Origin of the sequence: Candidatus Protofrankia californiensis, assembly GCF_900634765.1 — a bacterium.
In the GTDB taxonomy this organism is placed as follows: Bacteria; Actinomycetota; Actinomycetes; order Frankiales; family Frankiaceae; genus Protofrankia; species Protofrankia californiensis.
The window spans coordinates 7094-19179 of the sequence record NZ_CAAAFT010000142.1; the positions used below are offsets into that span (position 1 = coordinate 7094).

The window sequence follows — 12086 nt, forward strand, 5'->3', positions numbered from 1 at the left end:
CCTCCCAGCCGGCGTCGGTGCGGCGCTGCAGCAGGGCGGTGGGGTTCACCCGGGAGCTGCCGGCACCGCCCCGCCTGAGCTTGTCCCAGACGGCTGTCCGGGCGATCCGGTAACGGCGCCCGGACACGCTGAACTCCAGGCGGACCCACGGCTCGGTGCCCGCGTCGGCATGGTGGGAGCGTAGGTCCTTCGCACGGGCCCGAAGCCCCGGGACGATGCCGTAGAGGGCGAAGCCGAGCGCGTCGAGCAATGTGGTCTTCCCACCGCCGGTCTCGCCGCACAGCAGCACCAGACCGCCGGCCCCGAGACGGTCGAAATCCAGCTCAACCCGACCCGGGAAAGCTCCGAAAGCGGTGAGTTCCAGGCGGTGCGGACGCATCAGGCCGCCTCCTCGGCCCGGCGGGCGTCGTCCAACGCCGCCTGTAACAGGGACCGCTCGCGCTCGCTCGGTTCGGCCCGTACATGGGTGACGAACGCCTCGGCCACGGCAAGGTCGGAACGTCCGTGGATGCGCCGGCCGTAGGTGAGTTCGTCGACGGACGCGTTGGTGGCAGGCTCGTGGCTCAGGGTGAGCGCGAAGGGAAAGCGGCGCTGCAGGGTCGCCATCGCATCCATCGGGCGGACCGGGTCGGTGAGCACCACCGAGACGAAGTCGGCGGTGTGTCGTTCGTGGACGGTGGCTGTCATCAGTTCCGCCAGCCGGCCCCGCAGCCTTGCGAGGTTGCGGTAGACGGGTACCGGGATTTCCTCCAGCCCGCTCAGGCCGTCCGCATCGATGTCCACCAGCAGCGACGATTTGATGTCGGTCGCCTCGGAAAACGAGTAGGGCAGGGGCGAGCCGCTGTAGCGCAGGCCCTCGTCCAACGCCTGCGGCCGGTGCAGATGCCCGAGCGCGGTGTAGGTGATCCCGTTGAACAGCTCCGCCGGGACGGCCGCGAGCCCGCCGACGCCGATGTCACGTTCGCTTTCGCTGACCTGGCCACCGCTGACCCAGGCGTGGGCGCAGACGATGCTGCGGCCGTCGCGCCGAGCCCGGTCGGCGTGTACGGCCCGCATGGCCCGGCCCAGCGTCGCGGCATGGCTCGGTGCCGTGCCGCCAGCCGGTGGCGTGCCGCCAGCGGGTGCCGTGCCGTCGAGGTGCGTCCCGTCGTCGGTGTCCGGACCGGGTGCCGCCGGCAGGATGGCGGCCACCGCCGCCGGTTCGAGGTAGGGAAGCGCGTAGACGTGGACGGGCCCGTGGGAGTCCTCGACGGTGACGGGTGTGGCGATGGCGGACACGTCCGTCCTGATGCGTACCCGGGGGTCGAGCAGCCCGGCCTTGTCACCGAGGCGCGCCCCGGCGTCGTGGTTGCCGCTGATCACCACCACGTGTGCGCCGGCGTCACGTACCCGCGACAGCGCCTCGTCGAACAGCCGCATCGCCGCCACCGGCGGGATGGCCCGGTCGTGCACGTCCCCACTGACCACGACGAGGTCGACGTGTTCGGCCCGGACGACCTCGACGAGATGGTCGACGAACGCGGCCTGCGCCGCCAGGAGGTCGAACCGGTGTAGGGCACGCCCTAGGTGCCAGTCGGATGTGTGCAGCACGAGCATGCCTGCACGGTAGGACGCGCCTCCGACGGTTCCGCACGCGGGTGCGGGTAGTGCGCGTGCCCGTCCCGAGCGGTCACCATAAAGACGATCATTATGAATCCCCTGACACGCCGGTAGCCTCGTAGTGCTCCGGGGTCCGGCGGCGCGGAAAGAATATGATCGCGGCGCCTTCGGCCCTCCGGTGCCCTGGAAACGTGGGCCGTCGGCGGCGCGGAAAACATTATCGCCCCGCCTCCGGCCTTCTAGGCGTGACGCGTTGGACGAGCGTCGGGTCGGGAGGAACTGGTCATGAACAGCCTTGCGGAGGATGTCCGCGAGACCGCGGTCCGGGCGCGGGATGCCGCGGCCGTACTCGCCCCGTTGTCCCGCGCGGACAAGGACCGCGCTCTGCACGCGATGGCGGATGCGCTCCTCGCCGGTGCCGGGCCGATCCTGGCGGCCAACCGCGAGGACGTGGCCGCCGCTCGTGGCGCCGGCACCGGCGAGGCCATGATCGACCGGCTCACCCTTACTCCTGACCGCCTCACCGCGATCGCGGACGGTCTGCGCCAGGTCGCGCTGCTCGACGATCCGGTCGGCACGGTGGTACGCGGTCAGGTGCTGCCCAACGGCATCGAACTGCGTCAGGTCCGGGTGCCTCTCGGCGTGGTCGGGATCATCTACGAGGCCCGTCCGAACGTGACGGTCGACGCGGCCGGCCTGTGCGTCAAAAGCGGCAACGCCGTGCTGCTGCGTGGCAGCGCCTCAGCCCTGCGTACCAACACGGCGCTGGTCGCGGCGTTGCGGGACGCCGCGGCGGGGGCGGGGCTGCCCGCCGACGCGGTCGCGCTCGTGCCCGGCGCCGACCACGAGTCCGTCAAGCAGCTCATGCGCCTGCGCGGCCTCGTCGACGTGCTGATCCCGCGTGGGGGTGCGGGGCTGATCCGGACCGTGGTGGAGGAGTCCACCGTGCCGGTGATCGAGACCGGGGTCGGTAACTGTCACGTCTACGTCGACGTCGACGCGGACCTCGACCAGGCACTGGCGATCGTCCTCAACGCGAAGACCCAGCGGGTGTCGGTGTGCAACGCGGCGGAGACGCTGCTGGTGCATGCGGGTGTCGCGGACGTCTTCCTGCCGCGGGTGCTCGCGGCGCTGCGCCAGGCGGGGGTGACGGTCCACGGTGACGACGTGGTCCGTTCCCACGACCCGTCGGCGCTGTCCGCAACGGAGGAGGACTGGGCCGCCGAGTACCTGTCGCTGGACATGGCGGTACGGGTGGTGGACTCCCTCGCCGACGCCGTCGCGCACATCCGCCGGTGGGGCAGCGGACACACGGAGGCGATCGTGACCCGTTCCCTGAGCGCGTCCCGCCGGTTCGTCGCGACCTGCGACAGTGCGGCAGTCATGGTCAACGCCTCGACCCGCTTCACTGACGGTGAACGGTTCGGGTTCGGTGCCGAGATCGGGATCTCCACCCAGAAGCTGCATGCCCGCGGGCCGATGGGCCTGACCGAGCTGACGTCCACCACCTGGGTGGGCGTCGGCGACGGTCACCTGGTGGTCTAGGCACTGTATTCCTAGAGACCAAAGGATTCCTAGAGACCAAAGGCAGCGTGATCATGTTTTCGGGCCGCCGGTGGCTCGAGTCCCCGGGGCACTGAGCGGCTGACCGCACCTGCGGGACAGAGCACCTGATTGGCGACTTGGTCACGCCAGGGGGACGCCTACGACCGAGCTGCGGCGCCAGGTACGCTTCTGACTCGGTAGGGGATAGCTCTAGACATTCCATTACTTGTCTTCTTGTCCAGATCATGATCGGACAAGGAGTGGTCTGCCCGTTCGAGCGTTTCGGGGGCGTCGGGCGTCGGATTCCATGGTGGGGCTGTGCCAACGACGGAGGGAACGCCGTGTCGGATGGGGATGTGCCGACTGGTGTCGGGTCGCATACGGCAAACATGATCACTTTGGGATGCGGCGTGGCGGGGGTGGTCGCTGTGGCAGGGGCGTTCCTGCCGTGGGCGGGCGCGACCCTGTCCGACCGCGGCGCCGATCTGCTGCACCGCAGCAGGACGGGGCTGGAGCTGTCCTGGCATGGCAAGGTGGTGCTCGGACTGGGCATCCTCTGTGTTGTCGTCAGCGTGCTGCTGCGCGAGGTCCCGCGCACGCGTCCGCTCGGGCTGGTGCTGCCCGTGGCCGGGGGCGCGATTGCCGCCCTCGCCGCCATTAAGATCAATGCTGGGGATGCGATAGCCGCCAGGTTCCTGCGGCTGCGGATTGGCACTTTCCAGACGGATCATCCCGTGGCCACCGCCGAGGTGGGTCTGGGCCTGTGGCTCAGCCTCACCGCCGGTGTCGTGCTGCTCCTCGGCGGGATCGCATGGCAGGCGGCCGGCCGTTCCGTGCAGGTATCCGGTGACATAGCCTGATGATGATCGACTCTCAGGACGTCTGTTGCGTGTCGGTTTCGTGTGCCTGCCGCCCGGCATCCGGGGTCAGTGCCCCCCAGCCTCCCTAGCACTGCGGCGGCACGACGTCCTTGACGGATCGTAGATCGCAACCAGTACGGACTGATTCGGGTATGGCGCCGCCATCGCGTGGTCGACGCCGGGTGATCCGACCTGGATCCGGCGGATCGCCGACCGCGAACATGTCGACAACGGACAAGGTTTTGGCGCGTATCCCTGTCCCGGCGCGGGCCGGTTCACCGAACTGCATGCGACGCATGTCGTGGCGCTGACCACAGCCCGCCGGTGGCACGAGTCCTTGGAAGAGAATTGGCCTACGACTACACCTCCTTCTCGAAGCTCGCGGGTCCACTCACCCTTCCGCCTGCTGACGCAGAGTACCACGTTGCCTACCGTAAGGTGATGGTGGGTCGGGAGCTCTGGATGGTGCTGCCGCTCCTGATAGCTACCGTCGGGTTGTCGTCGCTGTTCTTCGTCTGGCTGGTCCAACCGGATCACTTTCCTCAGAGCAGGTACCTGCCAGCGCCGGTGCGCATCGGCAACGCGGTCATGTTCTGGATGATCGTCGTCTCCGAGGGCATCCGGTTACTCAATTCGATCACTCTTTGCTGGGCCGCCTACATCATGCGCAACCCGGTGCCGGTCAGGCCCCCGGCAGGTCTGCGGATCGCTTTCACGACCACCATCGTGCCGTCGAAGGAACCACTGGACGTCGTGCGCGACACCCTGATCGCGGCCCGGCAGATCCGTTACGGCACACCCATCGACATCTGGCTGCTCGACGAGGGGGACGACCCGACGGTCCGCCGGATGTGCGAGGACCTCGGGGTCAACCATTTCACCCGCAAGGGGGTCGAGAGGTGGAACGAGCCCAAGGGGAGGTTCCGCGCCAAGACCAAACACGGCAATCACAACTCCTGGCTGGACGCCCATGGCGCCTCCTATGACGTCGTACTGTCGGTCGATCCGGACCACATTCCGCTGCCGAACTTCGCGTCGCGCATGCTCGGCTACTTCCGCGACCCCCAGGTCGCCTTCGTCGTGGGGCCGCAGGTCTACGGGAACTTCCGCGGCTTTCTGACCCGGGGTGCGGAGGCCCAGAACTACATGTTCCACTCGGTCATCCAGCGGGCGGCCAACCGGTTCGGCTGCGGCATGTTCGTCGGTACGAACCATGCCTACCGCGTGTCGGCATGGCGGCAGATCGGCGGGTTCCAGGATTCGATCACCGAGGATCTGGCCACATCCTTCGCCGTGCACGGGGCACGCCAGTCCGACTCCGGTCATCGCTGGAAGTCGGTGTACACCCCGGATGTGGTCGCGGTTGGCGAGGGGCCGGCCACCTGGACCGACTTCTTCAGCCAGCAGCTGCGATGGGCTCGTGGCTCCAACGAGGTTCTGGTCACCGAGTCGGTACGCCGGCTGCGGAAGCTGCCGTGGGGGCAGCGCCTGCACTACGCCACCCTGATGCTGCATTATCCGACTGTCGCCCTCACCTGGCTGATGGGAATGCTGCTCACCTCCAGCTACATGGCGTTGGGGTCGACCGGGGTGACCGTGCATATATCATCCTGGCTGGCTCTCTACATCGACGTGGCCGTGGCCAGACTCCTGCTCTACATCTGGTTGCGGCGGTTCAACATCAGCCCGCATGAGGAGAAGGGCACCGCCGGAATCTCCGGAATCTTCGTCTCCATGCTGTGCACACCGTTCTACTCGACCGCTTTCGTCGGCGCTCTGCTACGGCGTCCGCTCGGGTTCGTGGTCACCCCCAAGGGCCAGAGCGTAAGTCCCGACCGGCTCCTGACCTTTCGCAAACACATCTTCTGGGCGGCGATTTCCACAGCCTCCATCGCCGCCGCGGCGGTCTTCGGCCACGTGTATCCGGCGAACACGGTCTGGGCGGCGTTATCGCTGCTCATCTGCCTCACCCCTATTGTCATGTGGTCGGTCTCCACGATTGCCGCCCGGCTTCGTTCCGCGGGAGGGCCCGGCCTGCTGCCGGTGGTGGTGTCCGAGCAGCCGGGAATACCGCAACAAACAGCGGCACCCGAACAACAAGCAGCGATGCCCGACGTGGCGGCAGCCGAAGTGGCGGTACCCGCCGCAGCGGCGGTCGCCGCCACAACCACGGCGTCATCGTCGGTCACGGCGGAAAAAACCATGTCCGTCGTGGCCGCGTCAGCCGCCGTCACGCCGGCCGCAGTGCCCCGGGGGGAGGTCGAGGAGGTCACCAGGGTGCTTGCGCGGCCGGCTGTGTTCGCGGCGTCCGCGCCTGGCGGACACTGCGAGGAGGTCACCCAGACAACGGTCGTGCCGGCGCTGTCGGCGTCCGCGCCCGGCGGATACCGCGAGGAGGCCACCCAGACGATCATCCTGCCGGCTGTGCTGTCCTCGCTCAGCCCAAGGAGTTACGTCGAGGAGACCACGCAGAAGCTGGTCCGGCCCGCGCCCGTGTCCACACCGGGCAAGCCGGGCTGGCGTACCCAGAACAGCTCCGCGCAGGTGGGCCGGTCCGCGGCCGGGCAGCCGGCACCGGGAGGTCCTGCCCGTGAGCGCCCGGCGTCCGGGGCCTATGTGGAGGACGTCACCCTGAAACTCACACCGCGCCGGCGCCGCGTCTCCGGCGACGGGCTGCTCGAGGAACTGGCATGACGGCCTCCAGGCAGGCCAGCCGGGTTCGCAGGCGGCGGATGATCCAGCTCGGCGTACTTCTTCTTCTGATCATTGCCGGAAATGGTCCGTTCGCCGCCTCGTGGGCCACCGCGCAGTACGCCGAATGGCAGTCCCACCAGCCGGACTACATGCGCGGACACGGGCGCTGGGACGTCGTCGCCGACAGCGGCACCCGGTCCATTCACGCGGCCATGCTGCGTACCGGCAAGGTCCTGCTCATGGCCGGCTCCGGCAACGACCAGGGCAATTTCGACGCGCAGAATTTCACGACCGTGCTGTGGGATCCGATCGCGAATACCTTTGCCGACGTCTACACGCCGTGGGACGTCTTCTGCGCGGGGCACGCCTTCCTCCCGAACGGTAACCTGCTGATCGCCGGGGGCACCAAGAAATACGAGATCCTGGCGCAGGACTCGCCTGACGGCAAGAAGCACGAGTATCAGGGTCTGAAGGACTCCTACATCTTCAACCCGGACACCGAGCGGTATGAGAAGACCGGCGAGCTGAACCACGCGCGCTGGTATCCGACACTGGTGACCCTCGCCGACGGCACGGTGGTGTCGGTCTCCGGTCTCGACGAGAACGGTGACATCGACCAGGGCAACACCGAGCTGTTCAGCGCGGCCACCAGGATGTGGAAGGACCATCCCGATCTCAAAAAGGTCTTTCCCACCTATCCGTCCCTGCTGCTTGCCGCCGACGGCCGGTTGTTCTTCTCCGGCGCCAACGCCGGTTACGGTCCGGCGGACGTCTCCGAACGCCAGCCCGGTCTGTGGAACCTGGCGGACAACTCCTTCCAACCGGTCGACGGGCTGCCCGAGCCGGAGATCAACGAGACGGCCGGGACGATCATGCTTGCTCCGGCGCAGGACCAGAAGGTGATGTTCATCGCCGGCGGCGGCGTCGGCGACACCCAGGACGCAAGCGCCCGTACCGCCATCGTCGACCTGGCCTCGCCCGATCCCACCTACGCCAGCGGCCCGAACCTGACGAAGGCCAAACGGTATCCTGGAGCCGTCGTCCTGCCCGACGACACGGTGCTGGTCTCCGGCGGTTCCACCGCCTACCGGGCCAAGGACTCCCTGACCGCCGAGATCTACCATCCGGACACCAACAGCTTCACCCCGGCGGCCGACCCGCACGTCGGCCGTGATTATCACTCCGAGTACCTGCTGCTGCCGGACGGGCGCGTGGCGGTCTTCGGCTCCAACCCGTTGAGCGACGAGAACATCTTCGAGACCCGTATCGAGGTGTATTCTCCGCACTATCTCTACAAGGGTGAGCGCCCGAAGATCTCCTTGGTGCCGGCCGAGATCGCCCGGGGCTCGACCATCACCGTGGCGTCGTCACAGCCGACGGCCAAGGTGCGCCTGATCCGGCCGGGTGCCTATACCCATGTCACCGACACCGAGCAACGCTCCGTGGCGCTACCCATCGTCCAACAGACAGCCGGCAGCATCACACTGGACGTCCCGGAGAATCCCAACCTGCTTCCGTCAGACTGGTACATGCTTTTCGCGACCAACGACGAGGGTGTTCCCTCCGTTGCCACCTGGGTTCATGTTGGATGAGGAGGGGCTGTATTGATCTCCAGGTCGGTCCGGCATGTCACGGGAGAACGGGGTCCGGACACTGACCGGCCGCGGCGTGGCACCTGGGTCAGGGCTGCCGCGGTCGCGGGCGCCATGTCGGTCCTTGCCGCCTGCGGTGGCGGGGGCGCAGCGAACCCCCCGGCGGTCAGGACCGCCGGGCTGACCACACCGCTGAATGCGGTCGGCGCGCAGTGTCCCGCCGGGGACCCCGCCGGTCGCGGCGCGGTGGCAGGGCCGGGTCCGCACGGCCCGGCGCCTCGGGCGCCGTTTCTCATCGACTCGAACAGCCAGCCGGCCCAGGCGGCGCGTCAGGACCCGGCCACCGGGACGGCCGCCGCGGCGGTCGCCGCCAGGCCGCTGGCCTACCCGGTCGGGGACTGGCTGGGGGAGAACGTCCAGGCCGAGGTGGCGGCGCGCACGGCCGAGGCGGACCAAACCGGCGCCACCGCCGTCTTCATGGTCTATGCGATCCCGCACCGTGACGTAGGCGCGGGCTTCTCCGCCGGTGGAGAAGCCGACGCGGCCTCCTACCGGGCCTTCACCAGGAAGGCCGCGGCGGCCATCGGTGCCCGCAACGCCGTCGTCATCCTGGAACCGGACTCGTTGGCACAGCTGGACAGCCTGACGCCCGCTGAGCAGGAGGAGCGTTACCAGCTGCTCAACGACGCCGTCGACGTCTACGGCGGACTGGCCGGCACCAGTGTGTACCTCGACGGTGCCAACTGCGGCTGGACGGCGGCACCGGTTATCGCCGACCGCCTGAACCGGGCCGGCGTGCAGCGGACCCGCGGGTTTGCCGTCAACGTGTCGAACTACTACCACACCCAGGACGAGGTGGCCCGCGCCGACGTGATCTCGGCGCTGACCGGCGGCACCCACTTCGTGGTCGACACCTCACGCAACGGGCGTGGCCCGGCGGGCGGCACCCTGAAGGACTCCTGGTGCAACCCGCCGGCACGGGGGCTGGGAACCGCACCGACGACCGAAACCGGTAACCCGCGCGCGGACGCCTTTCTCTGGATCAAGGTGCCGGGGGCCAGCGACGGAGAGTGCGGACGGAAGAACCCCCCGGCCGGTACCTGGTGGCCGGCCCAGGCCGATGAGCTCGTCCGCAACGCCACACCCTGAGCGAACACCGAGCGAACACTGCACTCCGAGCGAACCCAGACCCTGAGCGGGGCTGAGCAGGGGCCGGCCTGGGGATGCCGCCGGTCAGCCCTGGCCGTTGGTCGTGCCGCCGACGGCCTTGGCCGCGCGACGGGAGATCTCCTCGGGCGGGACGTCCTCGACGTGTGTCGACACGCTCCAGTGGTGCCCGAACGGGTCTTCGAACTGGCCGGAACGGTCACCGTAGAACTGGTTCTCGACCGGCCGCAGGCCCTTCGCGCCGGCTTTGACCGCGCGGTCGTAGGTCGCGTCCACATCCTCCACGTACACACTGATGGTGACCGGCGTCCCACCCACCGACTTCGGCCCCACGGCGGCCATCTCCGGGTACTCGTCCGACAGCATGATCAGTGAATCGCCGATCGCGAGCTCGGCATGCCCGATCTTGCCGCCCGGAGCGCCCATCCGCATCCGTTCGGTCGCGCCGAAGACCTGCGTGTAGAAGTCGATGGCGGCGGCGGCGCCGTCAACACACAGATATGGGCTGATCGTGGGGTACCCGGCGGGTATCGGCTCGACTGACGTGGTCATCGTGTGTTCCCCTCGTTCGTGCGGTGGCCGCCGGGTTGTCTTGTCGGTGGTCATGGCGCTGCTTTCAGGCCACGTTGTCGTCGGTACCCCGTCCGGGCTGACAATCACAGCCACCGTCACAGCCACCATGGCGTCCGCGCAATCATCGTGGCGCCCGTGACTGGGAGGGGACCAGCTCGTCGTGGACCGGGTGTTCCCAGATCGCCCACGGTCGCACGCCCGAACACCACAGTTCGTCCAGGATGAGCCGGTCCTTGGCGGTGTCCATGGCCCGCCAGAACCCGCTGTACCGGAAGCCGCCGAGCCGACCGACCTGCGCCAGCCGGCCGAACGGAGCGTCCACCAGGTCCTCGCCAGGACCGATCACGTCGAACACGGCTGGTCGCAGGACGAAGAATCCCGCGTTCACCCAGACGTCCTGCATCGCCAGGGGAGCGATTGATCTGATCATGGACGAATCGGAGCTGAAACCGACGGCATGCAGGGTCGCCGGGGGCCGTACCGCGAGCAGGGTGGCGACGGCCCCGCTCCGGTCGGCTTCCTCGATCATCTCGGGTAGCGGGACGTCGGACAGTCCGTCCGCGTAGTTGGCCAGGAACAGCTCCTCGGAGCCGACCAGGTCGCGTACGGCGCGCAGGCGCTGCCCCACCGGCGCGGTGAGGCCGCTGTCCACGACCGTGACCGACCAGCCGGCGGCCTCGCCGTCGAGCAGCCGGTGGCAGGGCACGCCCGGCAGTGCCGTGGGTTCGTCGACGCGCACCGTCGACAGTTCCGAGACCCAGTCGCGCACGAACTCCCCGCGAAAGCCGACACAAAGGATGAAATCGGTGTGACCGTGTGTCGCGTACCATTTCATGAGATGCCAGAGAATCGGCTTGTCGCCGACCACGTGCATTGGTTTCGGCGCGTCCGTCGTCCGCTTCGGCGTGAATACCTGGATCGTGCTCCCGTCCAGGAGGCGCTCCCCCCGGCCGCCGCAGAACAGAACAACCTTCATGCTGACTCTCCCCGCTCGCGCGGGCGGCAGGCGGGCCTCCCCAGGCATACGCCCCCGCCGGTCGAATTTTGCTGTCCACCATGCCGGACTATTCACAACGAAAAAACAACATCAATTGTTTTTTGATGGTTAAAAGTTACCGCAAGAAGTCGTTGTTGTCATCTTATCGACTTACTCTTGTCGCAAGACATGTTACGGTCGCCACCCTGGTCGATTCCGTGCTGCCGGTGCAGCCACTGCTAAACTGCCTGCACGGACAGGGGGGTGCAGCAAGGAAAACACCGCATTGAACCGCCCGTTCGGAGGTCGTGTGTCGACAGGCGCGCACGGAAGGTCCACGCACAGGGCCGCCCGCCATGCGCATCGTCCGAAATCCGGCCGTCCTCGATGGATGTGGGCGGTGCCGACCCTCGTCGTCGCCGTATTCGTGGGTTTCGGTTGTGTGCGCGTGATGTTTCCTTCGGTCTCCCCATCCTCGGTGGACGTGCTGATCCCGCGTCCGGCCGCTACGGCTACGATGGCGGCCGGACGACCGACGAGTGTTGCCGCGGTTTTCGGCTCGTTCGCCCCGGCACCGGTGGGAACAGCCACTGCACCGCCCGCGAGGCCCACGCATCCCTCCGGGCGCACCGGGGTCATCGTCACGCCGTCGCCACCACCACTGCCGGTCCCACCGGCGCCAGCCGGCGGCAACCCGTTCACGGTGGCCACGCTTTACGTCGACCCCAACAGTGACGCCATGGCCGCGGTCGCCCGGCTGCGTGGCAGCGCTCCCGCGAACGCTGCCACGTTGAACAGGATCGCGAACACCTCGCACGCGGACTGGTTCGGTGGTGACACCGCGAATCCGGGTGCCGTTCAGACCAGGGTTGCCGGCCGTGTCAGTGAAATCCGGGCCGCCGGTGCGCTACCGGTATTGGTCGCCTACGCGATCCCCAACCGCGACTGCGGCGGTTATTCCGAAGGCGGGGCCGGTGACGCGGACGCCTACCGGGCGTGGATCGCCGCTTTTGCCGCCGGTATCGGTCGAGGCCCGGCCGTGGTCATCCTCGAGCCCGACGCGATCTCCCAGACCGACTG

10 protein-coding genes are annotated in these 12086 nt (G+C 68.1%); 6 read left to right on the plus strand and 4 right to left on the minus strand.

Features of this window, described 5'->3' with window-relative positions; translation table 11 throughout:
• Positions 1–379, minus strand: a 379-nt coding sequence (locus DD1DGNOD_RS26710) for an AAA family ATPase (protein WP_165036527.1), incomplete at its 3' end; no start/stop codon positions are given.
• On the minus strand, positions 379–1596 hold the full coding sequence (locus DD1DGNOD_RS08450) for an exonuclease SbcCD subunit D (RefSeq protein ID WP_131766006.1): 1218 nt from the start codon (positions 1594–1596) through the stop codon (positions 379–381). The genes DD1DGNOD_RS08450 and DD1DGNOD_RS26710, both read right to left, overlap by 1 nt.
• 288 nt (positions 1597–1884) lie before the next feature.
• On the opposite strand from DD1DGNOD_RS08450, the gene DD1DGNOD_RS08455 reads away from it, so the two are divergent.
• The 5 genes from DD1DGNOD_RS08455 (at position 1885) to DD1DGNOD_RS08475 (ending at position 9439) form a co-directional block, all read left to right on the plus strand.
• Positions 1885–3144, plus strand: coding sequence for a glutamate-5-semialdehyde dehydrogenase (locus DD1DGNOD_RS08455; protein ID WP_131766007.1), 1260 nt, complete (start codon positions 1885–1887; stop codon positions 3142–3144).
• Positions 3145–3572: 428 nt separating this feature from the next.
• Positions 3573–4004 (plus strand): hypothetical protein, encoded by a 432-nt coding sequence (locus tag DD1DGNOD_RS08460; protein WP_131769835.1) that lies wholly within the window; start codon positions 3573–3575, stop codon positions 4002–4004.
• 324 nt (positions 4005–4328) lie between these two features.
• Entirely contained in the window at positions 4329–6698 is a 2370-nt protein-coding gene (locus DD1DGNOD_RS08465) for a glycosyltransferase family 2 protein (RefSeq protein WP_241255568.1), read from the plus strand.
• On the plus strand, positions 6695–8290 hold the full coding sequence (locus DD1DGNOD_RS08470; RefSeq protein ID WP_241251334.1) for a kelch motif-containing protein: 1596 nt from the start codon (positions 6695–6697) through the stop codon (positions 8288–8290). Before DD1DGNOD_RS08465 ends, DD1DGNOD_RS08470 begins: the two co-directional genes overlap by 4 nt.
• A 114-nt stretch (positions 8291–8404) precedes the next feature.
• Positions 8405–9439: a glycoside hydrolase family 6 protein gene (locus DD1DGNOD_RS08475; RefSeq protein ID WP_241255569.1), complete on the plus strand. Its 1035-nt coding sequence runs from the start codon at positions 8405–8407 to the stop codon at positions 9437–9439.
• An 84-nt stretch (positions 9440–9523) separates the two neighbouring features.
• On the opposite strand, the gene DD1DGNOD_RS08480 is transcribed toward DD1DGNOD_RS08475, so the two are convergent.
• The gene (locus DD1DGNOD_RS08480; RefSeq protein ID WP_131766010.1) at positions 9524–10009 is read right to left on the minus strand and encodes a VOC family protein; all 486 of its coding nucleotides are present in this window, start codon (positions 10007–10009) and stop codon (positions 9524–9526) included.
• A 142-nt stretch (positions 10010–10151) separates the two neighbouring features.
• Positions 10152–11006 (minus strand): glucose-1-phosphate cytidylyltransferase, encoded by an 855-nt coding sequence (locus DD1DGNOD_RS08485; RefSeq protein WP_131766011.1) that lies wholly within the window; start codon positions 11004–11006, stop codon positions 10152–10154.
• Positions 11007–11397: 391 nt separating this feature from the next.
• Between DD1DGNOD_RS08485 and DD1DGNOD_RS08490 the strand changes: the two genes are divergently transcribed.
• Positions 11398–12086 (plus strand): glycoside hydrolase family 6 protein (locus DD1DGNOD_RS08490; RefSeq protein ID WP_165036529.1); only part of this gene is annotated, 689 nt, incomplete at its 3' end.

Bases quoted from the DNA above. Each gene is read 5' to 3' on its own strand.
- DD1DGNOD_RS08485 (WP_131766011.1), bottom strand. From the start codon at position 11,006: ATGAAGGTTGTTCTGTTCTGCGGCGGCCGGGGGGAGCGCCTCCTGGAC.
- DD1DGNOD_RS08455 (WP_131766007.1), top strand. From the start codon at position 1,885: ATGAACAGCCTTGCGGAGGATGTCCGCGAGACCGCGGTCCGGGCGCGG.
- DD1DGNOD_RS08450 (WP_131766006.1), bottom strand. From the start codon at position 1,596: ATGCTCGTGCTGCACACATCCGACTGGCACCTAGGGCGTGCCCTACAC.
- DD1DGNOD_RS08470 (WP_241251334.1), top strand. From the start codon at position 6,695: ATGACGGCCTCCAGGCAGGCCAGCCGGGTTCGCAGGCGGCGGATGATC.
- DD1DGNOD_RS08480 (WP_131766010.1), bottom strand. From the start codon at position 10,009: ATGACCACGTCAGTCGAGCCGATACCCGCCGGGTACCCCACGATCAGC.
- DD1DGNOD_RS08475 (WP_241255569.1), top strand. From the start codon at position 8,405: ATGTCGGTCCTTGCCGCCTGCGGTGGCGGGGGCGCAGCGAACCCCCCG.